Origin of the sequence: Streptomyces sp. NPDC001903 (genome assembly GCF_042891345.1) — a bacterium.
Taxonomy (GTDB): Bacteria; Actinomycetota; Actinomycetes; order Streptomycetales; family Streptomycetaceae; genus Streptomyces.
The window spans coordinates 102,424-123,405 of sequence record NZ_JBIASZ010000014.1 but is presented as its reverse complement, the minus strand read 5'-3'; the positions used below and the strand labels follow the sequence as shown (position 1 = coordinate 123,405).

The following is a 20,982-nucleotide window of genomic DNA, read 5'->3' as shown; positions in this document are numbered from 1 at the left end:
ACGCCTACGCCTGCGCCCTCGTCCGACATGGCGGTCCGGCCGGTCAGGAAGTCGTTCCCGCAGGGACCCAGCCGTCGCCGCCGAGGGGGAACTCGTAGCCGGGCCGCCCGTTGTGACCGCTGGTACGGAAGGGCTTTCCGCTGTTGTCGATCGTGACGGTGCCGTGGCGGGACCCGCTCGACCAGGCGAGCTCCAGGTACCAGCTCACGTCGTACGCGGAGGCGTCGGCCTTGACGTAGAACACCTCCGGTTCGGACTCGCTCACCTTGAACGGGAAGTTCGGCTGCCCCGCCTCGGGTACGACGGCCGGGCGCACGGCGTCGAGGGCGACGGTGAACGAGCGCGTCGGCACCCCGGCGCCGCAGCCGACGCCCGGGTAGCCCATGGCGTAGTCGTTCCAGGCGAGCGGCGCACGCTTGCCTGCCATGCGGACGGTCAGGCTCTCCAGGACCACGGTGTCCTTGCCGGTGCCCTGGAGGGTCAGCGTGACGTACTGCCCGCCCGCGGAGACGGCTCCGACCGCCCCCACCCACGCGGGCGCGTCCCGTTCCAGAGGCGGCGGGGACACCTGGGCCGGAGGCCTCTCGATCAGGTAGTGCTGGTCGCACGGTGTTTCCCAGGTGTAGGGCTGGGTGGTCACCTTCACCGGCGTACCGGACGCGGTGTCGCCGCCGCGACCGGCGGGGGACGGGCTCGCGGTGGGGGCGGTCGAGGCGGTGGGAGCGGTGCCGGCCGCCGGCGCGGAGTCCGAGGGCGAGGGCGAGGCTCCCGGCCGTGCCGCCTCGGACGCCCCCGTCGTCCCGCCGTCCGTACGCCGTCCCGCGCCGTCCGCGAGGGACGCGGCACCGGCGGGGCGCTCCCGGACGTCGCCGTCTCGTGTCGGCAGGTACGCGATGAGCGCCACCGCCCCGGCCACGACGGCCACGGCGATCCCGACGAGGACGGCCGTGCGGATCCGGCGGCGCCCGTTCGGCGTGGGCGGACCGGAAGGACCGGCAGGCTCGACAAGCGGCTCGGCCGGGTCCGCCGGGTCCTGCGACTCCGCCGGAAGCGTCTCTGCGGGCGCCTCCGCGCCCGGTGTCCTGCCGCCCGGCTCACCGCCCTTGCGCGGGCGGTTGGCGTCCGCCAGCACCCAGGCCCGGTGCAGTTCGACGAGTTCCTCGGGCGATGCCTTGCAGAGGCGGGCGAGCCGTTCGACCGGTGCGTAGTCCGCGGGGACCACGTCGCCGATGCAGTACCGGTGCAAGGTCGACGTACTCATGTGGAGCCGTTTGGCGAGCGTTCCGTAGCTGAGCCCGGACCGGTCCTTCAGCTCTCGCAGCAGCCGGGCGAACCCGGCATCAGCAGTGTCTTCCGACACCGTTCCTCCCACCCCGTGTCCCGTCACGCATCCCAGCAACAAGCTGTTTCAGCAGCTCAGAGCCTGCTTCGGCATCCCAGCGTCCCTGACCGCCCCTCGGGTGCCGCGGCTGGGACGGATCACCGCACAGGCTGAGGTCATCCAAGCACACGGCCCCCGGCCCCGGTCCCGACGGACCGCCGCCCCTGCCGGGCCATATGAAAGGCAATCAGCCATGACCGCGCTCCGCACCACTCGTACGACCCGACGTCTCGCCGCCGCCGTCGCCCTCGCCGCGCTCGCCCTCACCGCGTGCCAGAACGGCACGGGCCTCAAGGACGGAGGAGCCGCGACCGCCTCGGACTCCGCCACGGCGACCCCCTCGCCGACGGGCGCCACGAGCCCCGCCCCGAGCACCCCCGCCCCGGGCTCCACGAAGACCGGTACCGACACGGGCAAGGGCACCGGCTCGGGCACCGGCTCCGGCTCCGGATCCGGAGAGGCGAAGGGCGGCTCGTCGGACCCGGCCGCCGCCGCGGGCAACCGCGTCCTGTGCAACGGCTCCAACACCGAGGTGACCGTCCAGCCGGTCGCCCGACCGCTCAACCACATGCTGATCTCGGTGAAGAACACCGGCTCGAAGTCCTGCGACCTGACGTACTACCCGGTCCTCCGCTTCGACGAGATGCAGTGGGCCCCGGGCCCGCGGCAGGAGACCCGCCCCCAGGCCGTGGTGTCCCTCGCGCCCGGCCAGTCGGGCCACGCGGCGGCCATGCTGGCGGCGGCCGACGGCAGCGGCGAGGGCGGAACGACCGGACAGAAGCTCACGATCGCCTTCCAGGGCCGCACGCCCAACAGCAGCGGCGGCGCGTCCGCCACCCCGCCCCTGCCGGCCAAGGGCGTCTACTACGACAGCTCGCTGACGGTCACGTACTGGCAGCAGAACATCGAGGACGCGCTGGGCTCTTGAGCCGGAGCCTCGGCATACTCTCCGGCATGGAGATACCCCCCGTCGTCCCGCCCGGCCGGATGAGCGCGCTGCCCCAGACCGTGCTCGGGCTCCCGGGCGGGTGGCTCCTGCGGCCCTGGGAGCCGTACGACGCCCCCTCGCTGGTCGCCTCCGGCACGGACCCGGACATCCAGCACTGGAACCGCACGGGCCGGTTCACCGAGGCCCGGGCCGAGGAGCGCATCGCGCGTTACCGCGCCAACTGGGAGGCGGAGAAGGCCGCGATCTGGGCGATCGCCCCGGAGGCGGGCGGCCTGCCCGTCGGCCTGATCGGCCTGGCCGACCTCGATCTGGCGGGCGGCAGCGGGGAGTTCCTGTACTGGCTGCTGCCGGCGGGCCGCGGCAGCGGGGTCATGGCCACTGCAACGGACCGGGTCAGCCGCTGGGCCTTCGAGGAGCTCGGCCTGCACCGCCTGCGGATCACCCACTCCGTGGCCAACCCGGCCTCCTGCCGCATCGCGGAGAAGGCCGGCTTCCCCCTGGAGGGCACCATGCGCGGCGCGCTCCTCCACGCGGACGGCTGGCACGACGAACACCTCCACGCCCGCCTGAGCACGGACGGCCCGGTCCCCGCCTGAAGCCGGCCGCATGATCACACCATCGAGCTAACGCACGGCTGTGAACGCGCCGCGCGTCGGCATATGCCATCAGCCTATGCACATGTATTCCCTCACCCCACACGCCGGGTACGGCGGTGGCATCGGACGGCGCATGGGCGGCCTGAGCGAGCCCACCCAGACGTACTCGATCTCGATGCCCCGCGACGTCGCCGAGGCCGCTCGCGCACTCAGTGACTCCTCCGGCCTATCCGCCTACGTCACCGCCGCCGTGACCCGCCAGATCGAGCGCGACAACCTCGCCGAGCTCATCGCCGTCGCCGAGGCGGAGCACGGGCCCATCACCGAGAAGGAGATCGAGGCGACGCGCGAGATCCAGCGGCGCGCCCGCGCCGAGCAGACCGCTGACGGCCAGCCGGAGAGGAAGGCCTCATGACCCGTCAGGCGGCAACACCGGCCGGCACGCTCGTGCTCGACAGCGAGGGACTCGCCAAGGCCGTACTTCGGGACCGCGTGATCACGCGGTGGCTCGCCCTCGCCCTCGCCGACGACTTGCGGGTCATCACCAGCACGGCCACCCTCGCCGAGGTGATCCACCCGCAGATCAACGTGCCGGCACTGAACTGGGCGCTGTCCCGCGTGGTGGTCGAACCCGTCACGGAGGAGATCGCCCACCATGCCACCGACCTGCTCCGCGAAGCAGGACTGCACGGGCACAAGCACGCCATCGACGCCATGCTCGCCGCGACCGCGCTCGCGGCGCCCGGGCCGGTCACCGTCCTGACCTCCGACCCGGAGGACCTGACGGCCCTCTGCGGCAAACGCCTCGCCGCGGTCAAGGTCTGACCACCCCCGCGGGGCCCGACCCGTCACGGCCCGAACCGGCAGCGGTCCGCAGGAAGCGGACCAGGTCATCGACGCCGTAGCCGAGGCGCGGGCCCCGCTCGGCGGCCATCAGGAGCAGCTGGCCCACGATCTCCGCGCCCCAGCCGTCCGTGCCGTCCGCCGACCACTCCCACAGCCTCTCGATCCCGAGGTCGGTCATGAGCAGCCCGTGTCCGGCCCGGACCTCCCCGCACAGCTCGGCCACCGCCTCCAGCAGCCGCGCGCCGGGCCGCTCGCAGCGCAGCCCGAAGCGCCCGCCGATCTCCTCGACCTCACAGCCCTGCGGCGGCTCCTTCTTCAGCCCGTCGTAGCGGGCGTCCTCGAACCGCGTGCTCTCCCCCACCGGCCAGTGGACCAGCGTGAACCGCTGCACGCCCGGCATGGAGCGCCCCCTGCCCCCGCGCTTCCATCCACTGCCGAGGAGGGCGTGCTCCAGCCCCCGCAGCTTCCATCCGAGTTCGAAGCCCCATTCGGCGGCCCCGCCCTCGATCACGGGTGCGCCCGCTCGTGGAGCACGGCGGCCAGCCGGAGCGCGGTGTCGAGGTTGCAGCGGCCGAGATCGACCAGCGGCAGCCCGTACGTACCGGCCGCCGAGACCCCGTCCACCCCGAGGGACGGGAACACGACCCCGACCCCGGTCAGCGAGTCCTTGAGCTGTCGCACGGCCTCCTCCGCGGCCTGCATCCGCTCCTGAGGACTGAGCACCATGACATGTCACCTTTCTACTCTGAGTGTTCGGCTTCGACACACAGAGTGGCGGCGCGCTCGCTAGCCTTTCCATACGGACACCGCAACAACGGCACGTGTTGCCAGGAGAGTTGCCATGGCAGGTAAGAACCTCGACCCGTCCTCCTCACCCCGCGCCCTGCTCGGCGCCGAACTGCGGGTGGCGCGCGAACGCGCGGGCCTCAGCCAGGCCGAGTTGGGCGAACCCCTCTTCGTCAGCGGCTCGTTCATCGGCCAGCTCGAAGCCGGCACGCGGCGGATGCACATCGAATTCGCCCGGCAGATCGACGACATCCTGGGCACGGACGGCTTCTTCGTCCGCAACTGCGGGGCGGCGGCCAAGTCCAAGTACCCGGACCACTTCGCGGCGGCGGCCGAGGCCGAAGCTCTGGCAACCGGGATCCGGGAGTACGCGCCGCAGACCATCCCTGGATTGCTCCAGACCGAGGCGTACGCACGTGCCGTCTGTCGCGCGTATCAGCCCACGGCGCCAGGGCAGGTGATCGAAGAGCTGGTCACGAACCGGCTGGCCAGGGCCGCCCTGCTCCATGATCCAACAACCCCGTTGTTGTGGTGCGTCTTCGGCGAGGCTGTACTGCGCTGCGAGGTCGGTGGGCCGACCGTCATGGCAGAGGCTCTGGGGCGCATCATGGAACTGATCCGGGAGCACCGGATCATCATCCAGGTGATCCCGTTTCAAGCAGGGGCCCACGCAGCGATGGGCGGCTCGCTTCAGCTGATGTCGTTCGAGGACGCACCCACGCTCGCCTACGTTCAAGGCAACGGTACGGGCCAGCTGTTCGACGATCCCGCCACGGTCTCTCGTCACTTCCTGACCTACGATCTCCTCACGGCCAGTGCGCTGCCTCCCGCGCAATCGCTGGCCTTGATCGAGTCCGTAGCGGAGGGGTACCAACGTGAAACAGCAGCCTGATTACGATCTGTCGGCGGCCGTTTGGCACAAGTCCAGCTACAGCGACGGCAGCGGAGGCAGCTGCCTGGAGATGGCCACCTGGCGCAAGTCCACGTACAGCGGTGGCAGCGGTGGCGACTGCCTCGAAATCGCCGACGGCCACCCCGACCTCGTCCCCGTCCGGGACTCCAAGGTCCTGGACGGCCCCCACCTCACCTTCACCGGCCCGGCCTGGACGGCGTTCATCGCCGGCCTCGGCTGAACCGAGCCGTACGTGGAGATGACCCTCGATGAGTTCGAGGCGCTTGAGCACGGCGCGCCCGAAACCGTGACGCTCTAATTCATCGGGGGACGACTGGTGGTCAAGCCGACGCGCGACGGTGACCACGGAACCATCATCATGTGGGTACTGCGACAGTGCATGGAGCAGCGGGCGGACGGCGCTCTGGCCCCCCTCGGGACTTTGGCCGGTCACGGCGAGTGGTCCAATCCCGCAGGGGTGCTTATGGTGCTGGAGGTGACCTCCCGCGACCCCGTCGCCAACCAGCGGATCCGCCGCAAGAAGCGGGACGGATACGCAGCGGCCGGCATCCCGGCCTTCCTCCTCATCGACCGGGACCAGGACACCCTGACCGTCCACAGCGAGCCCGAAGGCGGCACCTACCGCCTCGACCCAGCCTTCCCGTACGGCGCGACCGTCGAGATCCCCGCCCCCGTGGGCATCACCCTCGACACCCAGTCCCTCACCAGCCGATAGTCGGGGCCACGTCGAAGATCGGCGGGAGGCGGGTGTCGTCGTCGAGGTTGACGAACGTCCTGCCGTGGAGGACGAACGACTCGCCCAGCCGCAGGCCCCGCAGGACCGTCGACTCGCCCTCCGGCTTCCCGGTCCGCGGGTCGAGGTGCCAGAGGTGGGTGTACGCGCCCTCGGTGACCACGGCGATCCGGCCCGACCGGCCGTCGGCGGCCAGGGCGCGGATCCGCCACTGCTCGTCGAAGTCGCGGGTCCACAGGTGGCGGCCGTCCTTGAGCGAGAACGCCGCCAGGACCTCGCGCTCCTCCCGTTCCGGGACCGACGCGTACAGCACGTCGTCCGCGACCAGCCACTCCGTCTCGCCCGTGGTCGGGACGTACGGCTCCCGCGACTGCGCGCGTGGGCGGCCCGCCTCGTCGAACACCAGCAGGCGGCCGTCCCCGACGGCGGCGGCCGGGGACGCCGACACGATGCGCGGGGACTCGTACCCGACCGGCATCGGGAACCGCCAGGCGACGGCGCCGGTGCGGGCGCCGAGCGCGAACAGCTCGACTCCCGCGTCGGTCCGGGCCAGCAGCAGGACCCGGTCGGGGCCCGCGGCGACCTCCAGGGCGACGGCGCCCGCCGGCAGCGGGGAGCGCCACCGCTCGGCGCCGGTGGCCAGGTCGTAGGCGAGAACGGCGTCCGCGGTCGCGGTCACGGCCAGGGAGCCTCCCGCAGCCGGCCGGCCCACGAGGTGCGGGATGTTCGTCGTCCAGAGCTGCTTGCCGGAGGTGACGTCCACCGCCACCAGGCGGCCACCACAGCCGTCCAGCACGGTGGCGAAGGTCAACAGACCGGTACCCGAAGGGCTGTCCGCGCTCATCGCGCACACCGCCCCACCTGCCGGAACCCGCAGGCTCCAGCCGCGGCGGCCCTCCCCGTCGTAGCCGGTCACACCGTCCGCACCGGCCCGGACCACGAACCCCGTGGCCGGGGGCCCCGCCCAGGAGCCGAGCGGCTTGCCGACTGCCGAACTCCGCGGGGCCTGGTACGAGAAGAGGTCCATGTGCGGGCCGCGCAGCCAGGAGAAGCCGAGCCAGCCGGGCCACAGCGCGAGCAGCGCGAAGGCGACGGCGACGGTCCAGCCGGCGCCGGACCGGTGTCCGCGGTCCTTCACGACCGACGACCACAGCCCGCCCGCGGCCAGGCCGGTGACCAGCGTCCACAGCACCAGCGGACCCAGCCCGCGCGGGCAGCCGCCGTAGCTGCACGCGCCGTCGGACATGTCCACGACGGTCAACTTCATGCACAGGACGGCGTACAGCACCGCGACCGCGCCGAGCGCGCAGGCCGCGGCCAGCCGTACGTGGTCCCGGAGCCGCTCCACGAGCGGCGGTGGCGTGTCCATGATCCCCCTCGGCCCGCAGCCTATCCGCGAACGGGCTGCGGGCCGGGTTCGTCAGACGCTCCGGAACCCTCCGGCGGTCAGAGACCGGCGGTGTACAGCAGCTTGTTCGGGGAGGCCGGGCTGAGGCTCTTCAGGACGTCCTTGGTCGACTCCTGCTCCAGGTACTCGGCGACCTCCTCCGGGGCGGCGGTCGGGTGCGCCTGCTTGTAGAGGGCGGCCACACCGGCGACGTGCGGCGCCGCCATCGACGTGCCGTCGAGGGCCACGCTGCCGCCGCCCAGCTTCGCGGAGACGATCGCCTGCCCGGGCGCGTAGAGGGTGACGCACTGGCCCCAGTTGGAGAAGGAGGTCTCCTCGTCCCACTCGTTGGTCGCCGCCACCGTCACCACGAGCGAGGCCGACGCGGGCGAGACGCCGCAGGCGTCCTTCGCGGAGTTGCCCGCCGCGACGACCGGCAGCACACCGGCGGTGGTGACCGCGTCCGCGGCGTCGTTGACTGCCTTCGACAGGTCCCCGCCCAGGGAGGCGTTCATCACGGCCGGCTGCTTGGCGTTCTTCGCCACCCAGTCCATGCCCGCGATGATCCCCGACCAGGTGCCCTTGCCGTCGCACCCGAGCACGCGGACGCTGACCAGGTTCGCCTTGCGCGCCACCCCGTACGTCTTGCCGGCGACCGTGCCCGCGACGTGCGTGCCGTGGCCCTGGCAGTCCGCCCCCAGCCGCCCGTCGCCGATGGCGTCGTAGCCGAAGGTGGCGCGCCCGCCGAACTCGTCGTGCGCGTAGTCGATGCCCGTGTCGAGGATGTACGCGGTCACCCCGGCGCCGTTGCCCTCGGTGGAGAAGCTGTTGTCGAGCGGCAGTTCCTTCTGGTCGATCCGGTCCAGGCCCCACGACGAGGACGGCGCCCGCGTCCCCGGGGTCCGGGTCGGCTGCGGCACGGACTGGACCGCGGCGTCCTCCTCCACGGACTTCACGCCGAGGCTCACCCGGACGATCTGCAGCTGGAGCGGGGTCAGCGGGACGGCGAAGCCGGTCATCGCCTTCGAGTAGACGAACGTCGGCTTCAGGCCCAGCTTCTGCGCGACCTTCGCCGCGTCCTGCCCCTTCTCCAGGGTCACGATGTACTGGCCGGGCACCGCGTTCGCGGCGGTGTGCAGCGGCACCGGGGTCGGCTCCGGGGTGTCCGCGGCGGCCGTGCCGGCCGCGATCGGGGGCACGGTCAGGAGGGCGGCGGTGGCCAGGCGAGCGAGCAGGCGCATGGAAGGAACTCCCTGAAGGGGGCGGAACGGAAAGTCGGCATGAAGGAACCGCCCCTACCAGGACGAATGCGTCTGCGAGGGCGGCCTTCCCTTCCATCGGTGCCACCCCGGCGCGTCATGAACCACCGCCGCCCGCCCGGCCGATCGCCCGCCGCCCGCGTCAACACGCCCTGTCGCACAAGCTGCAGAAAGGGTTATCCCCCTGTGCCGTCAAGGCCGTGCCCCGCGCGGCCGCGGCCCGTACGGCCCGCGGAACTCCGGCAAGATCACCCGTACGGCCCGCCCCCACACCAGGGAGCGCACGGCAGGTGCGCCCCCGGTGCCCCCGCCACCCCCGCCGACGTCGTTGACCTGCGGCGTCGCACGTGATGGCCTCGCCCCATGCGCACCCGTCCGAGCCGGGCCCTGCCCGCAGCCGTCGTCGTACTCGCCGCCTTCTCCGCCCTGCCCGCGTCGGCGGCCACGGCCGCCGTGCGCGAGCCGGTCCCGTACGCGGCCCCGTACGCGGCCCCCGCCGACCACCCCACGTACATCGTCACCGTGAGCAGGGACCTCGACCCGGCCGACGTGGCGCGGCAGGTCGGTGCCACCCCGGTCCACGTCTACGACTCCACCCTGCACGGCTTCGCCGCCCCGCTCAGCCCCGCCCAGCTCGTGGCCCTGCACGCACTGCCGGGCGTCGAGACCGTCGAGCAGGACGGCACCGCCTCGGCCGGCTGACGGGCGCCCGGCCGCCTCGGCTCCCCGCCCGCCACTTAGGGTGAGGATGATCAACCCATCGGTTGATCGGGGGAGTCGGGGGGAGACCGATGAACAGCGCGACCGAGGTGTTCCAGCCCCTGCGGGAGGACGATCCGCACACCGTTGCCGGATACCGCCTCGCGGCCCGGCTCGGCGCGGGCGGCATGGGCCGGGTCTACCTGTCGCACACCCGGGGCGGCCGCCCCGTCGCGATCAAAGTGGTGCGGCCGGAACTGGCCGAGGACCCGGCGTTCCGACGGCGCTTCCGCCGGGAGGTGGAGGCGGCCCGAAGGGTCCGGGGTGCGTACACCGCCGAGCTGATCGACGCCGACGTCGACGGAACGCCGCCCTGGCTGGCCACCGTGTACGTGCCGGGGCCCTCGCTGTCGGAGGCCGTGGCCCGGCGCGGGCCGCTGCCGGTGCCCGCGGTGCTGTGGCTGGTGGCCGGGGTGGCCGAGGCCCTGGAGGTCATCCACGGTGCGGGGATCGTGCACCGCGATCTGAAGCCGTCGAACGTACTGCTGGCCGCCGACGGGCCCCGGGTCATCGACTTCGGCATCTCGCTGGCATCCGGCACCACCTCGCCCACCGCCACGGGCAGCGCCATCGGCACGCCCCAGTACATGGCCCCCGAGCAGGCGCTGGCGGGCGAGACCACGACGGCCACCGATGTCTTCGCCCTGGGCCAGACGGCGGCGTTCGCCGCGCTGGGCGAGCCGTTGTACGGGGACGGCCCCTCCGTCAGCGTGCTGTTCCGGATCGTGCACTCCGAGCCCGACCTGTCCCGGCTGCCGGAGTCGCTGCGCCCGCTGATCGCCCGGTGTCTGGCAGCCGACCCGGACGATCGCGCCACCCCGGCGGAGATCGTGGCGTGGTGCAGGCAGCGGCTGGGCAAGGACGCGGACGCGGGCGGCGGTCCCGCCGTCTGGCGGGAGGTGGCGGGACCGGAGCCGGTGGTCCCGGCCCCGGTCCCGCACCCCACCTCCGTACACACACGCGCCCTGGCACCGGACGCGGCGCCGATGGCCTGGCAGCCGCCGGTCACGCTGCCGCTGACGCCGGAGGAGCAGCGGGTGCGCAGGCGGCGTACCGCTCTGATCGTCGGCGCGGTGGTGACGGTGTCCGCCGTCCTGCTGACCGGGCTGGCCTGGACGGTCATGGACGCGGCGGACCGGGCCCGCGAGCGGCGCGCGGCCGAGGCCACGTCCTCCGGCCCGGCGAATGGCGGCAAGGCCACAGGATCCGCCGGTGCCGGTGGGGCAGCAGGAGCCGGCGGATCGAGCGGGTCCGGCGGGTCCGCATCGAGTGCACCCAAGGCCGCCAAGCCGCCCGCGCCCTTCCCCTACCCCCAGGTCTGGCTGGACCAGAAGACCTCGATCGGCATCAAGGAACCGGTCAAGCGGCAGGACCGCACGGGGGACATCCGCCTGGACTGCGAGAAGAACAGCTGTGAGCTGGTGAGCGACACGAGCGTGATCGTCCAGCTGTTCGCCGATCCCGGCACCGGCAACCTCGACACGTGCGGCCTCATGACGAAGGCCTCCAACCAGCACACGCTCCCGCTGGCCGCATCGGCTCCCGGCACCGAGATCTGTGTCCGGCACCCCTCGGGAGACGTCGCACTGCTCGTGATCCAGACCAAGCCGGTCGTGCGGCTGCCCGACCTGCCCGGCTGGATCACCGCGGACATGACGGTCTGGCGCGCGGCCTGACGGCGGCCCGCCCGCGGCGGAGTCAGCCGCGGGCGGCCTCGATGAAGGCGCGGATCAGGGCGGGGTCCTTCACGCCGCGCTCCCGCTCGACCCCGCTGGACACGTCCACGCCCCAGGCGCCGGTGGTCTCCACGGCCTCCCGCACGTTCCCGGGCGTCAGTCCGCCGGCCAGCAGCCAGCGGCCCTCCGGGGCGGTGAACTCTGCGGAGCCCCAGTTCCACGGCTTGCCGGAGCCGGGGTCGGGTGCGTCGAGCAGCAGCAGGTCCTCCCCGTACTCCCCGCAGCGCTTCACGTGCTCGGCGGTGGCCCGCAGCAGGGTCCGGCCCTCGGCGCGCAGCGCCTCGTAGTACTCGGGCCCCTCGTCCCCGTGGAGCTGGACCCCCCGTACGCCGCTCTCCTCGGCCAGCCGCCGCACCTCCTCGACCGGCTGCCCCCGGAACACCCCGACGGTCAGCACCGAGGCCGGTACCCGGGCCGCGAGCTCCCGCGCCGCGGCGGCGGCGATCGTACGGGGGCTCCCGGCGGCGAAGACGAAGCCGACGGCATCGGCCCCGGCCGCCACGGCCACGTCGACGTCCGGCCCGGTCTTCAGACCGCAGATCTTCACGAACAGCTCGCTCATCCCCCCAGTCAACCAAAGCCCCCGTCAACGATGAAGGACCACCTCATGCGAAGGGGTCACGTAATCCCGATGACGCGTATTATGTCGTCGACGACATAATACGGTCGCCGCATGCATCTGATCGAGGTGGAGCCGGAGGTGCGAACCTGGCTCGAACTGCTGCCGATCAGGCAGTACCGAAAGGTCGAGGAGTATGCGGACCTGCTGAGCGTCCACGGAGTCCTCACTCCCATGCCCTTCGCCCGTCCACTCAAGGACGGGGTTTACGAGCTGCGGCCCACGCTGGACGGCGTGGCCACTCGCATCGCCTACTGGTTCGCGCCGGGCCGGAGAATCGTGCTGCTCACGGTCTTCCGCAAGACGCGGATGCACGAGTCGAGCGAAGTCAGCCGGGCCGTGGCCGCCCGTATCGTGTGCGAAAGGGAGCACGGCCCGGCCCACACCACGTACAGCCGCGGCGAGGAAGGGGACGCGTCATGAACCACGCCCGCTGGAAGCTGGCCCGCGAGAAGAAGGCCACGACCGAGTACGCCGAGCCTGCCGAGATCGAGGCCGAGAGGGCCGAGATCCGCTTGGCCATGGCCTTCGCCAAGGCCGTGTACGACCGCCGGAAGGCATTGGGGCTGTCCCAGGCCCAGCTGGCCGAGCGAGCCGGGCTCACCCAGGCGAAGATCTCCCGCGTGGAAGGCGCCGACGCCGTACCCACGCTCCCCCTCCTGCGTCGCCTCGCGCACGCCTTGGACGCCTCTTTGAACATCGCCCTGGGCGAGGACCACGAAGAGGTCACGTTCGTCGCGCGCCGAGCGGCATAGGCAGAAGGCGCCCGATGTTGACCGCGTTCGAGGACCTCCTGCGCACCGCCGAGGAGATGGACACGTCGGACGGGTTCAAGGCCGAACTCACCCGAGGGAAGATCATCGTTTCGCGTTGGCCCGAGCTGCGCTGCTCCCGCCCGCTGCGCGCGCTGCGCCGAGAACTGGAGTGCCACGCCCCGGACGGCCACATCGCGGAGACCGCACCCTTCCTCTTCCGGTTCTCGGCAGCGGAGCGCGCCTACGGGCTCAGCCTGTTCGTGGCGGACGAATCGGCTTTCGAGGGCGAGGGCCGCCATGCGGACGCAGCGGCGCTCTCCCTGGTGGCCGAGTTCACGTCCACCTCCGCCAAGGACGCCGACTGGACCGAGAAGCTGGACGTCTACGGACAGCTCGTCCCGGTCTACCTGGTCATCGACATGCAGGACTCGGAGATCACCTGCTTCCGGGACCCCTCTCCGAACGGATACCGCTCCCGTACGACGGTGTCCTTCGGCAAGCCCCTGCAGATCCCGGAGCCCTTCGGCTTCGAGCTCGACACCACCGGCTTCTAGGGGGCCGGGAAACGCCCGAGGGCGGCACCCCCCGCATGGGGAGTGCCGCCCTCGGTCGAAGAACAGCCGATCAGCCGGGGGCCGATCAGAAGTCCATGTCACCGCCCGGCATGCCGCCGCCGGCCGGCGCGCCGGCCTTCTCGGGCTTGTCGGCGATGACGGCCTCGGTGGTGAGGAAGAGGGCCGCGATCGACGCCGCGTTCTGCAGCGCGGAGCGGGTGACCTTCGCCGGGTCGATGATGCCCTCGGCGATCATGTCCACGTACTCGCCGGTCGCGGCGTTCAGGCCCCAGCCGACGGTCAGGTTGCGGACCTTCTCCACGACGACGCCACCCTCGAGACCACCGTTGACGGCGATCTGCTTGAGCGGGGCCTCCAGGGCGAGCTTCACGGCGTTGGCGCCGGTCGCCTCGTCACCCGAGAGCTCGAGCTTCTCGAAGACCGCGGAGGCCTGGAGCAGGGCCACGCCACCACCGGCGACGATGCCCTCCTCGACGGCCGCCTTCGCGTTGCGAACGGCGTCCTCGATGCGGTGCTTGCGCTCCTTGAGCTCGACCTCGGTCGCGGCGCCGGCCTTGATGACGGCCACGCCGCCGGCCAGCTTCGCGAGGCGCTCCTGGAGCTTCTCGCGGTCGTAGTCCGAGTCGGAGTTCTCGATCTCGGCGCGGATCTGGTTGACGCGACCCTGAACCTGGTCGCTGTCACCGGCACCGTCGACGATCGTGGTCTCGTCCTTGGTGATGACGACCTTGCGGGCGCGGCCGAGCAGGTCCAGGCCCGCGTTCTCGAGCTTGAGGCCGACCTCCTCGGAGATGACCGTGCCGCCCGTGAGGATGGCGATGTCGCCGAGCATGGCCTTGCGGCGGTCGCCGAAGCCCGGGGCCTTGACGGCGACGGACTTGAAGGTGCCGCGGATCTTGTTGACGACCAGGGTCGACAGGGCCTCGCCCTCGACGTCCTCGGCGATGATCAGCAGCGGCTTGCCGGACTGCATGACCTTCTCGAGGAGCGGCAGCAGGTCCTTGACCGAGCCGATCTTCGAGTTGACGATCAGGATGTACGGGTCGTCGAGCGACGCCTCCATACGCTCCATGTCGGTGGCGAAGTACGCCGAGATGTAGCCCTTGTCGAAGCGCATGCCCTCGGTGAGCTCGAGCTCCAGACCGAAGGTCTGGGACTCCTCGACCGTGATGACGCCTTCCTTGCCGACCTTGTCCATGGCCTCGGCGATGAGCTCGCCGATCTGGGTGTCGGCGGCGGAGATGGAGGCCGTGGAAGCGATCTGCTCCTTGGTCTCGACATCCTTCGCCTGGTCGAGCAGGGCGGCGGAGACGGCCTCGACGGCCTTCTCGATGCCGCGCTTGAGGGCCATCGGGTTGGCGCCGGCGGCCACGTTGCGCAGGCCCTCGCGGACGAGCGCCTGGGCGAGCACGGTGGCGGTGGTCGTACCGTCGCCCGCGACGTCGTCCGTCTTCTTGGCGACTTCCTTGACCAGCTCGGCGCCGATCTTCTCGTACGGGTCCTCGAGCTCGATCTCCTTGGCGATGGAGACACCATCGTTGGTGATCGTGGGGGCACCCCACTTCTTCTCAAGGACGACGTTGCGACCCTTGGGGCCGAGGGTGACCTTGACGGCGTCGGCGAGCTGGTTCATCCCGCGCTCGAGACCGCGCCGGGCCTCCTCGTCGAACGCAATGATCTTGGCCATCTGAAGTGGTCCTCCAGGACTGGGGTTCCCCCTGCACCGTCGGTACGAGGGGAGGGTTGGATTGCTCCGGACCGCGCCCGCGCCCGCGACGGACGGCCTGCGTGCCCGGCGGTTCCTTCCCGCCGGACCCTGCGGGCCTCACCGACCCGGTCCTGTGTAGTAGCACTCTCACCAGGAGAGTGCTAACGCCAATGATTAGCACTCGACCCCTCCGAGTGCAAGCGGCTTGGGTGAACGCCCGGCCCGCGTCCGGCCCGCGCCCGGGCCGGACCCCCGGCCGGATCCCGGGCAGCACGAAGGGCCCGTACCCCTCCTCCGAGGTACGGGCCCTTCGTGTGTATGCGTCGGTGGTCGGTCGCGCCGGGGCTAGACGGCGAGCTTGACCATGTCCGCCTGCGGACCCTTCTGGCCCTGCGAGATCTCGAACTCGACCCGCTGACCCTCTTCAAGGGTGCGGTACCCGTCCATCTGGATGGCGCTGTAGTGGACGAACACATCCGCACCACCGTCGACCGCGATGAAGCCGTAGCCCTTCTCCGCGTTGAACCACTTGACGGTGCCCTGAGCCATGCCTAACTCCCCTATTACTGGCCCTTGCGCAGGACCGCACTTCGCGGTCCCGGGTCAGAACTTGCGCCGGAACGCCTCGACCGGGGCTGAATGTATCTGCACCGCTGCTGTCTGCAACAGGTCAATCCGACGAGAATTCTGGACACGGGGATACATTGAAATAGAGTGAAAAGTTGGCATATTCCCGGGCAACTCGGACCCGGCATATCTCGCCAAAGCCCCATACCGCACTCGCACATTGACTCAATGTCAACCATCACGCGACCCGCTCATATGCGGCGGGCAAGAACAGCGGAGGGGACTTCCCCAACTCTACCGCGCCCAACCAAGCAGAATTACCCCCTCCGCTTTTACCGGAGGGGGTAATTCTGGGCTTTCGCGTGTCAGCAGCCGCCCGCGACGGCGGGAATGATCGAGACACCCGCGCCGTCCGGCGTCAGCGCGTCCAGACCGCCCTCGAAGCGCACGTCGTCGTCGTTGACGTAGACGTTCACGAAGCGGCGCAGCTTGCCCTGGTCGTCCAGGACGCGGGCGGCGATGCCCGGGTGGTTCGCCTCTAGGGAGGCGATGACCTCGGAGAGCTTCGCGCCCTCGGCGGTGACCTCGGCCTGGCCGCCGGTGTAGGTGCGCAGGATGGTGGGGATGCGGACGTTGACGCTCATGGCGCTACTGCCTTTCCGGGTTGCAGGTGTGGATCAGGCCAGGCCGGCGGCGCGGAACGCGTCCAGGCTCGGGCGGATGGTGGCGGTCTGCCCGCTGTCCGCGGCCACCGCCTCCAGGGTCTTGAGGCCGTCACCGGTGTTGAGGACCACCGTGGTCAGCGCCGGGTCGAGCTGCCCGTTCTCGATGAGCTTCTTCGTCACGCCGACGGTCACGCCGCCCGCGGTCTCGGCGAAGATGCCCTCGGTCTGCGCGAGGATCTTGATGGCCTCGACGACCTGCTCGTCGGTGACGTCCTCGACGTAGCCGCCCGTACGGCGGGCGATGTCCAGGACGTACGGGCCGTCGGCCGGGTTGCCGATGGCCAGCGACTTGGCGATGGTGTTCGGCTTCTGCGGGCGGACCACGTCGTGGCCGGCCTTGAAGGCGGTGGAGACCGGGGAGCAGCCCTCGGCCTGCGCGCCGAAGATCTTGTACGGCTTGTCCTCGACGAGGCCGAGCTTGATCAGCTCCTGCAGACCCTTGTCGATCTTCGTGAGCTGCGAGCCGGACGCGATCGGGATGACGATCTGGTCGGGCAGCTGCCAGCCGAGCTGCTCGCAGATCTCGTACGCCAGCGTCTTGGAGCCCTCGCCGTAGTAGGGGCGCAGGTTGACGTTGACGAAGCCCCAGCCCTCGCCGAGCGGGTCGCCGATGAGCTCGGAGCAGAAGCGGTTGACGTCGTCGTAGTTGCCCTCGATGCCGACGAGGTCGCCGCCGTACACACCGGCCATGACGACCTTGCCCTGCTCCAGGTCGTGCGGGATGAACACGCAGGAGCGGAAGCCGGCCCGGGCGGCCGCGGCGCCGACGGCGCCGGCCAGGTTGCCGGTGGAGGAGCAGGACAGGGTGGTGAAGCCGAAGGCGCGGGCGGCCTCGACGGCGATGGCCACGACGCGGTCCTTGAAGGAGTGCGTCGGGTTGCCGGAGTCGTCCTTCACGTACAGCTTGCCGGTGACGCCCAGCTCCTTGGCCAGGTTGGCCGCGTCCACGAGCTTGGTGAAGCCGGGGTTCAGGCTGGGCTTGGAGGCCACGTCGGCGGGGACGGGCAGCAGCGGGGCGTAGCGCCAGATGTTGTTCGGGCCGGCCTCGATCGCCGCGCGCAGCGCCTCGGGGTCACCGGTGGGAAGGTCGTAGGCGACTTCCAGCGGACCGAAACACTCGACGCAGGCGAAGATGGGTCCGAGTTCGAAACGGGTACCGCACTCACGACACGAGAGGCCGGTGGCAGGTCCGAGATCGACAGAGGTGGCAACAGTCTGTGCAGCCATGATGGCGAGGCCCTTTCTCCTCATCTTCCCCATGGCGCACTTCGCCATGAGACGGAATTGGCACCTTCCCTAGCCGGGGACCCCGCTGCTGCAAGCAAGCGCGAGAACCGACTGGAGGGTTGCCGGGGCTTCAACGGGCCGTGTCCCTCTGCCCCTCTGGATGAGCGGTATGGCACCGGGCCGCGCGCTCTGCGGCGCGTCCGGGCGTTTGTGCGCGGGGACCCCCGGCATGCGGTGGTCCTTCGCGTTGTTCAAGACTGTAACTGAAGGTCCGGGTGGTTGAGACAGCCGTCCGAACCGCGAGATGGATCACTTTTCGGCCGAAACCGCCGAGGAGTGACGGACGACCGGCGGACGACCGACGGACGAGCAGGGAGTGCTGAACGTGCTGGAAGAGGTGGAGCGCTGGTTCGCGGACCGCTCCTGGTCCGCGGCCGACCGACCGCTCGACCAGCTGCTGTCCGCCAAGCGGGCGGCCGGCACCACGGTGAGCGTCGTCCTGCCCGCGCTCGACGAGGAGGAGACGGTCGGCGCGATCGTCGAGGTGATCCGGCGCGATCTGATCGACGGGCTGCCGCTGCCGCTGGTCGACGAACTGCTGGTGATCGACTCGGGCTCCACCGACCGGACCGCCGAGGTGGCCGCGAAGGCCGGCGCCCGGGTGGTGCACCGCGACGAGATCCTGCCGCGGATCCCGGCCGCGCACGGCAAGGGCGAGGTGCTGTGGCGCTCGCTGCTGGCGACCACCGGGGACGTGGTCTGCTTCGTCGACGCCGACCTGCGGGACTTCTCCTCCGCCTTCGTGTCCGGGATCGTGGGCCCGCTGCTGACCGAGCCGGACGTGCAGTTCGTCAAGGCGATGTACGACCGCCCGCTCGGGGACGCCCCCGGCCAGGGCGGCCGGGTCACCGAGCTGGTCGCCCGCCCCCTCCTCAATCTGCACTGGCCGCAGCTGGCCGGCTTCGTCCAGCCGCTGGGCGGCGAGTACGCCGTGCGCCGGACCCTGCTGGAACGTTTGCCCTTCCCCGTCGGGTACGGAGTCGAGCTCGGCCTGCTGGTGGACGCGCTGCACACCGTCGGACTGGACGCGTTGGCCCAGGTGGACGTGGGCGTACGGCTCCACCGCCACCAGGACGGCCAGGCGCTCGGCCGGATGGCCGCGGCGATCTACCGGACGGCTCAGCTGCGGCTCTCGCGCGGCCATCTGACACGGCCCGAGCTGACGCAGTTCGAGCGCGGTCCGGACGGGTTCGTGCCGCGCACGTACCCCGTGGACACCGAGGAGCGTCCGCCGATGGCCGGGATCAAGGAGTACTCCGGCCGCCGGGTGGCGTGAGGGAACTGACGTTTGAGCGGGCGGGCCCCGGGCTAGGTTCGCCGCATGGCTTCCCAGGTACTCGTTGCAGCGAACCGCGGCCCGCTCTCCTACGCACTCGACGACGACGGCACCCTCACGGCCCGGCGCGGCGGGGGCGGACTCGTCTCCGGCCTCTCCGCGGCCCTCGCCCGCCAGCCGGAGGCGCTGTGGATCTGCGCGGCGCTGTCGGACGCGGACCGGGAGGCGGTCCGCCGGGGCGTCTCCGAGCCCGGCGTCCGGATGCTGGACATCGATCCCACGACGTACGACGACGCGTACAACGGCATCGCGAACTCGGTGCTGTGGTTCACCCACCACCACCTGTACGACATCCCGCGCGAGCCGGTCTTCGACGCGGGGTTCCGCCGTCAGTGGGATTCGTACGTCGCGTACAACCACGCCTTCGCGGTGGCGCTGGCCGAGGAGGCGGGCGAGGGCGCGGCCGTGCTCGTGCAGGACTACCACCTGGCGCTGGTCCCCGGTGAGCTGCGCGAACTGCGGCCCGATCTGAGGATCAGCCACTTCACGCACACCCCGTGGGCCTCGCCGGAGTTCCTGGGCATGCTCCCCGACGACATCCGCTCGCAGCTGGTGTGGGGGATGCTCGGGGCGGACATCGCGGGCTTCCACACCTGGGCGTGGGCGGACGCCTTCACGGCCGGCGCGCACATCGACGACGCGAGCGGCACGGCCCGCCCGACCGGGGACCCGCGGCGCGGGGTTCAGCACCGGAGGGCGGGCGGGCCCACGCGCCACACGGACGTGGCCGTGTACCCGCTGGGCGTGGACGAGGACGAGCTGCGGGCGCTGGCGCACCGGCCGGAGGTCGGCGACAAGCTGGCGGCGCTGCGCGCGGAGGTCGGGGACCGCAAGACGATCGTCCGGGTGGACCGGACCGAGCTGTCGAAGAACATCATCCGGGGGCTGCTGGCGTACCGGGAGCTGCTGACGGAGCACCCCGAGTGGCGCGGCCGGGTGGTGCACCTGGCCTCGGCGTACCCCTCCCGCCAGGACCTGGCGGTGTACCGGTCCTACACGCAGGCGGTGCGGGAGCTGGCGGACCGGATCAACGAGGAGTTCGCCACGGAGGACTGGCAGCCGGTGCTGGTGTCGGTGAAGGACGACTTCGCCCGCTCCCTGGCCGCGTACCGGCTGGCCGACGTGGCGCTGGTGAACCCCGTCCGGGACGGGATGAACCTGGTGGCGAAGGAGATCCCGGTGGTGTCGGACGCGGGGTGCGCGCTGGTGCTGTCGACCGGGGCGGGGGCCTACGGGGAACTCCGCGAGGACGCGCTGACGGTGAACCCGTACGACGTGTCGGCGACGGCGCGGGCGTTGCACGCGGCGCTGTCCATGCCGGCGGGTGAGCGGCTGGAGCGCACGAAGCGCCTGGCCGCCGCCGCCACGGCACTCCCCCCGACCGACTGGTTCACGGCCCAGCTGGACGCCCTCCGCGAGGTCTAGGGGGCGTCTTGCCGATCAGGCCGGGTCAGTCCAGGTCGAACTGCCAGTACGCGCTCTCGCGGTAGCTCGCGGACGGGGGGCGGACCTCGACCGTGACCGGGGTCCCCCGCCTGTCGGGCACGACCCTCACCTGGACGGTCCGCTTGCCGCCCTCGGCCAGGGGCGGCATGAGGGCCGCGGCCGCCTCGTCCTCGTTGAGCCAGGTCAGCGTGGAGTCGGACGGGTGGCCGTCGGAGGACCTGCCCGGCCGCACGACGACGGGGGCGTCGGCGATGGTGCTGGTGGCGGTCCTCTTCGACCCGCCGCCCGGCTTCAGCACCTCGTCGGTGCCGTTGGCGTAGGTGACGGTGAAGCGGTAGGCGCCTCCGGCCTCGCGGCGCGGCCTGCCGACCGTGACCTCCAGGTCGTCGATGTACCGGGCGGTCGCGCCGGCGCCGAGCGGGTCCGACACGCTGCCGGAGGTGGCGCCGTTGTCGAGGTGCCCGCCGCCCTGCAGGCCCTTCCCGATCTCGGCCAGCGCCGTGGCTCCCACGAGGGCCAGAACGGCGGCGACGAGCAGCGCCACCGCGCAGCCGGTGAAGCCGCGGGTGCTCGCGGCGGTCTCGGTGTCGGGGGTCGGGTCCGTGTCCATGCGGTCGAC

The 20,982-nt window shown here is 71.5% G+C and carries 25 protein-coding genes and 1 riboswitch; of the genes, 14 read left to right on the top strand and 11 right to left on the bottom strand.

Annotated elements, in window-relative coordinates:
- Nucleotides 1-43 precede the first annotated feature (43 nt).
- The gene (locus tag ACFYZS_RS28110) at nt 44-1,360 is read right to left on the bottom strand and encodes a helix-turn-helix domain-containing protein (protein WP_389018224.1); all 1,317 of its coding nucleotides are present in this window, start codon (nt 1,358-1,360) and stop codon (nt 44-46) included.
- Between the two features lie 214 nt (nt 1,361-1,574).
- Between ACFYZS_RS28110 and ACFYZS_RS28105 the strand changes: the two genes are divergently transcribed.
- The 4 genes from ACFYZS_RS28105 (at nt 1,575) to ACFYZS_RS28090 (ending at nt 3,751) form a co-directional block, all read left to right on the top strand.
- Nucleotides 1,575-2,309: a DUF4232 domain-containing protein gene (locus tag ACFYZS_RS28105; RefSeq protein ID WP_389018221.1), complete on the top strand. Its 735-nt coding sequence runs from the start codon at nt 1,575-1,577 to the stop codon at nt 2,307-2,309.
- Between the two features lie 26 nt (nt 2,310-2,335).
- Nucleotides 2,336-2,926 (top strand): GNAT family N-acetyltransferase, encoded by a 591-nt coding sequence (locus ACFYZS_RS28100; RefSeq protein WP_389018218.1) that lies wholly within the window; start codon nt 2,336-2,338, stop codon nt 2,924-2,926.
- Nucleotides 2,927-3,068: 142 nt separating this feature from the next.
- Nucleotides 3,069-3,341, top strand: a complete 273-nt coding sequence (locus ACFYZS_RS28095; protein ID WP_389018488.1) for a CopG family transcriptional regulator — start codon at nt 3,069-3,071, stop codon at nt 3,339-3,341.
- Nucleotides 3,338-3,751 carry a PIN domain-containing protein gene (locus ACFYZS_RS28090; RefSeq protein WP_389018215.1) on the top strand — a complete coding sequence of 138 codons (414 nt, stop codon included), beginning with the start codon at nt 3,338-3,340 and terminating at the stop codon, nt 3,749-3,751. Before ACFYZS_RS28095 ends, ACFYZS_RS28090 begins: the two co-directional genes overlap by 4 nt.
- Here ACFYZS_RS28090 and ACFYZS_RS28085 read toward each other — a convergent pair.
- Complete coding sequence (locus tag ACFYZS_RS28085) at nt 3,741-4,283, bottom strand: hypothetical protein (protein ID WP_389018212.1); 543 nt, start codon at nt 4,281-4,283, stop codon at nt 3,741-3,743. The two genes, ACFYZS_RS28090 and ACFYZS_RS28085, sit on opposite strands and share 11 nt — an antisense overlap.
- Entirely contained in the window at nt 4,280-4,498 is a 219-nt protein-coding gene (locus ACFYZS_RS28080) for a hypothetical protein (RefSeq protein ID WP_229338428.1), read from the bottom strand. The genes ACFYZS_RS28085 and ACFYZS_RS28080 overlap by 4 nt, the downstream gene beginning before the upstream one ends.
- Before the next feature lie 115 nt (nt 4,499-4,613).
- Between ACFYZS_RS28080 and ACFYZS_RS28075 the strand changes: the two genes are divergently transcribed.
- The 3 genes from ACFYZS_RS28075 (at nt 4,614) to ACFYZS_RS28065 (ending at nt 6,186) form a co-directional block, all read left to right on the top strand.
- Nucleotides 4,614-5,450 carry a Scr1 family TA system antitoxin-like transcriptional regulator gene (locus tag ACFYZS_RS28075; protein WP_389018209.1) on the top strand — a complete coding sequence of 279 codons (837 nt, stop codon included), beginning with the start codon at nt 4,614-4,616 and terminating at the stop codon, nt 5,448-5,450.
- On the top strand, nt 5,434-5,691 hold the full coding sequence (locus tag ACFYZS_RS28070) for a DUF397 domain-containing protein (RefSeq protein WP_389018206.1): 258 nt from the start codon (nt 5,434-5,436) through the stop codon (nt 5,689-5,691). Before ACFYZS_RS28075 ends, ACFYZS_RS28070 begins: the two co-directional genes overlap by 17 nt.
- A gap of 138 nt (nt 5,692-5,829) precedes the next feature.
- Nucleotides 5,830-6,186 (top strand): Uma2 family endonuclease, encoded by a 357-nt coding sequence (locus ACFYZS_RS28065; protein WP_389018205.1) that lies wholly within the window; start codon nt 5,830-5,832, stop codon nt 6,184-6,186.
- On the opposite strand, the gene ACFYZS_RS28060 is transcribed toward ACFYZS_RS28065, so the two are convergent.
- Together ACFYZS_RS28060 and ACFYZS_RS28055 are read right to left on the bottom strand one after the other, a co-directional pair.
- Complete coding sequence (locus ACFYZS_RS28060) at nt 6,173-7,573, bottom strand: PQQ-binding-like beta-propeller repeat protein (protein WP_389018202.1); 1,401 nt, start codon at nt 7,571-7,573, stop codon at nt 6,173-6,175. The two genes, ACFYZS_RS28065 and ACFYZS_RS28060, sit on opposite strands and share 14 nt — an antisense overlap.
- A 77-nt stretch (nt 7,574-7,650) precedes the next feature.
- Nucleotides 7,651-8,832, bottom strand: a complete 1,182-nt coding sequence (locus tag ACFYZS_RS28055) for a S8 family serine peptidase (RefSeq protein WP_389018199.1) — start codon at nt 8,830-8,832, stop codon at nt 7,651-7,653.
- A gap of 381 nt (nt 8,833-9,213) precedes the next feature.
- Between ACFYZS_RS28055 and ACFYZS_RS28050 the strand changes: the two genes are divergently transcribed.
- Together ACFYZS_RS28050 and ACFYZS_RS28045 are read left to right on the top strand one after the other, a co-directional pair.
- On the top strand, nt 9,214-9,552 hold the full coding sequence (locus tag ACFYZS_RS28050) for a protease inhibitor I9 family protein (protein WP_389018196.1): 339 nt from the start codon (nt 9,214-9,216) through the stop codon (nt 9,550-9,552).
- Between the two features lie 89 nt (nt 9,553-9,641).
- On the top strand, nt 9,642-11,285 hold the full coding sequence (locus tag ACFYZS_RS28045) for a serine/threonine-protein kinase (RefSeq protein ID WP_389018193.1): 1,644 nt from the start codon (nt 9,642-9,644) through the stop codon (nt 11,283-11,285).
- A gap of 22 nt (nt 11,286-11,307) precedes the next feature.
- Here the strand turns inward: ACFYZS_RS28045 and ACFYZS_RS28040 are convergent, their stop codons facing one another.
- Nucleotides 11,308-11,907 (bottom strand): phosphoribosylanthranilate isomerase, encoded by a 600-nt coding sequence (locus tag ACFYZS_RS28040; protein WP_389018190.1) that lies wholly within the window; start codon nt 11,905-11,907, stop codon nt 11,308-11,310.
- Nucleotides 11,908-12,018: 111 nt separating this feature from the next.
- On the opposite strand from ACFYZS_RS28040, the gene ACFYZS_RS28035 reads away from it, so the two are divergent.
- From ACFYZS_RS28035 to ACFYZS_RS28025, 3 genes are read left to right on the top strand one after another with little or no spacing between them, the layout of a single operon-like run.
- Entirely contained in the window at nt 12,019-12,387 is a 369-nt protein-coding gene (locus ACFYZS_RS28035; protein WP_389018188.1) for a type II toxin-antitoxin system RelE/ParE family toxin, read from the top strand.
- Nucleotides 12,384-12,719 carry a helix-turn-helix domain-containing protein gene (locus tag ACFYZS_RS28030; protein ID WP_389018185.1) on the top strand — a complete coding sequence of 112 codons (336 nt, stop codon included), beginning with the start codon at nt 12,384-12,386 and terminating at the stop codon, nt 12,717-12,719. Before ACFYZS_RS28035 ends, ACFYZS_RS28030 begins: the two co-directional genes overlap by 4 nt.
- A gap of 14 nt (nt 12,720-12,733) precedes the next feature.
- Nucleotides 12,734-13,273 carry a Uma2 family endonuclease gene (locus ACFYZS_RS28025; RefSeq protein WP_389018182.1) on the top strand — a complete coding sequence of 180 codons (540 nt, stop codon included), beginning with the start codon at nt 12,734-12,736 and terminating at the stop codon, nt 13,271-13,273.
- Nucleotides 13,274-13,358: 85 nt separating this feature from the next.
- Here ACFYZS_RS28025 and groL read toward each other — a convergent pair whose 3' ends face one another.
- The 4 genes from groL to thrC form a co-directional block, all read right to left on the bottom strand.
- The gene (gene groL, locus ACFYZS_RS28020; RefSeq protein ID WP_389018179.1) at nt 13,359-14,981 is read right to left on the bottom strand and encodes a chaperonin GroEL; all 1,623 of its coding nucleotides are present in this window, start codon (nt 14,979-14,981) and stop codon (nt 13,359-13,361) included.
- Nucleotides 14,982-15,347: 366 nt separating this feature from the next.
- Complete coding sequence (locus ACFYZS_RS28015) at nt 15,348-15,551, bottom strand: cold-shock protein (RefSeq protein ID WP_005315736.1); 204 nt, start codon at nt 15,549-15,551, stop codon at nt 15,348-15,350.
- A 383-nt stretch (nt 15,552-15,934) separates the two neighbouring features.
- Nucleotides 15,935-16,213 (bottom strand): MoaD/ThiS family protein, encoded by a 279-nt coding sequence (locus ACFYZS_RS28010; protein ID WP_389018176.1) that lies wholly within the window; start codon nt 16,211-16,213, stop codon nt 15,935-15,937.
- Nucleotides 16,214-16,246: 33 nt separating this feature from the next.
- Nucleotides 16,247-17,521 carry a threonine synthase gene (gene thrC, locus ACFYZS_RS28005; RefSeq protein WP_383517023.1) on the bottom strand — a complete coding sequence of 425 codons (1,275 nt, stop codon included), beginning with the start codon at nt 17,519-17,521 and terminating at the stop codon, nt 16,247-16,249.
- Nucleotides 17,522-17,538: 17 nt separating this feature from the next.
- Nucleotides 17,539-17,688, bottom strand: a riboswitch (SAM riboswitch).
- Nucleotides 17,689-17,906: 218 nt separating this feature from the next.
- Here thrC and ACFYZS_RS28000 point away from each other — a divergent pair.
- Together ACFYZS_RS28000 and ACFYZS_RS27995 are read left to right on the top strand one after the other, a co-directional pair.
- On the top strand, nt 17,907-18,857 hold the full coding sequence (locus tag ACFYZS_RS28000; protein ID WP_389018173.1) for a glucosyl-3-phosphoglycerate synthase: 951 nt from the start codon (nt 17,907-17,909) through the stop codon (nt 18,855-18,857).
- A 45-nt stretch (nt 18,858-18,902) separates the two neighbouring features.
- Nucleotides 18,903-20,342: a trehalose-6-phosphate synthase gene (locus ACFYZS_RS27995; RefSeq protein ID WP_389018170.1), complete on the top strand. Its 1,440-nt coding sequence runs from the start codon at nt 18,903-18,905 to the stop codon at nt 20,340-20,342.
- Between the two features lie 25 nt (nt 20,343-20,367).
- Here the strand turns inward: ACFYZS_RS27995 and ACFYZS_RS27990 are convergent, their stop codons facing one another.
- The gene (locus ACFYZS_RS27990) at nt 20,368-20,973 is read right to left on the bottom strand and encodes a hypothetical protein (RefSeq protein WP_389018168.1); all 606 of its coding nucleotides are present in this window, start codon (nt 20,971-20,973) and stop codon (nt 20,368-20,370) included.
- Between the last annotated feature and the right edge of the window lie 9 nt (nt 20,974-20,982).

Bases quoted from the DNA above. Each gene is read 5' to 3' on its own strand.
- ACFYZS_RS28105 (WP_389018221.1), top strand. From the start codon at position 1,575: ATGACCGCGCTCCGCACCACTCGTACGACCCGACGTCTCGCCGCCGCC.
- ACFYZS_RS28100 (WP_389018218.1), top strand. From the start codon at position 2,336: ATGGAGATACCCCCCGTCGTCCCGCCCGGCCGGATGAGCGCGCTGCCC.
- ACFYZS_RS28090 (WP_389018215.1), top strand. From the start codon at position 3,338: ATGACCCGTCAGGCGGCAACACCGGCCGGCACGCTCGTGCTCGACAGC.
- ACFYZS_RS28080 (WP_229338428.1), bottom strand. From the start codon at position 4,498: ATGGTGCTCAGTCCTCAGGAGCGGATGCAGGCCGCGGAGGAGGCCGTG.
- ACFYZS_RS28075 (WP_389018209.1), top strand. From the start codon at position 4,614: ATGGCAGGTAAGAACCTCGACCCGTCCTCCTCACCCCGCGCCCTGCTC.
- ACFYZS_RS28065 (WP_389018205.1), top strand. From the start codon at position 5,830: ATGTGGGTACTGCGACAGTGCATGGAGCAGCGGGCGGACGGCGCTCTG.
- ACFYZS_RS28060 (WP_389018202.1), bottom strand. From the start codon at position 7,573: ATGGACACGCCACCGCCGCTCGTGGAGCGGCTCCGGGACCACGTACGG.
- ACFYZS_RS28055 (WP_389018199.1), bottom strand. From the start codon at position 8,832: ATGCGCCTGCTCGCTCGCCTGGCCACCGCCGCCCTCCTGACCGTGCCC.
- ACFYZS_RS28050 (WP_389018196.1), top strand. From the start codon at position 9,214: ATGCGCACCCGTCCGAGCCGGGCCCTGCCCGCAGCCGTCGTCGTACTC.
- ACFYZS_RS28045 (WP_389018193.1), top strand. From the start codon at position 9,642: ATGAACAGCGCGACCGAGGTGTTCCAGCCCCTGCGGGAGGACGATCCG.
- ACFYZS_RS28040 (WP_389018190.1), bottom strand. From the start codon at position 11,907: ATGAGCGAGCTGTTCGTGAAGATCTGCGGTCTGAAGACCGGGCCGGAC.
- ACFYZS_RS28035 (WP_389018188.1), top strand. From the start codon at position 12,019: ATGCATCTGATCGAGGTGGAGCCGGAGGTGCGAACCTGGCTCGAACTG.
- ACFYZS_RS28030 (WP_389018185.1), top strand. From the start codon at position 12,384: ATGAACCACGCCCGCTGGAAGCTGGCCCGCGAGAAGAAGGCCACGACC.
- ACFYZS_RS28025 (WP_389018182.1), top strand. From the start codon at position 12,734: ATGTTGACCGCGTTCGAGGACCTCCTGCGCACCGCCGAGGAGATGGAC.
- groL (WP_389018179.1), bottom strand. From the start codon at position 14,981: ATGGCCAAGATCATTGCGTTCGACGAGGAGGCCCGGCGCGGTCTCGAG.
- ACFYZS_RS28015 (WP_005315736.1), bottom strand. From the start codon at position 15,551: ATGGCTCAGGGCACCGTCAAGTGGTTCAACGCGGAGAAGGGCTACGGC.
- ACFYZS_RS28010 (WP_389018176.1), bottom strand. From the start codon at position 16,213: ATGAGCGTCAACGTCCGCATCCCCACCATCCTGCGCACCTACACCGGC.
- thrC (WP_383517023.1), bottom strand. From the start codon at position 17,521: ATGGCTGCACAGACTGTTGCCACCTCTGTCGATCTCGGACCTGCCACC.
- ACFYZS_RS27995 (WP_389018170.1), top strand. From the start codon at position 18,903: ATGGCTTCCCAGGTACTCGTTGCAGCGAACCGCGGCCCGCTCTCCTAC.
- ACFYZS_RS27990 (WP_389018168.1), bottom strand. From the start codon at position 20,973: ATGGACACGGACCCGACCCCCGACACCGAGACCGCCGCGAGCACCCGC.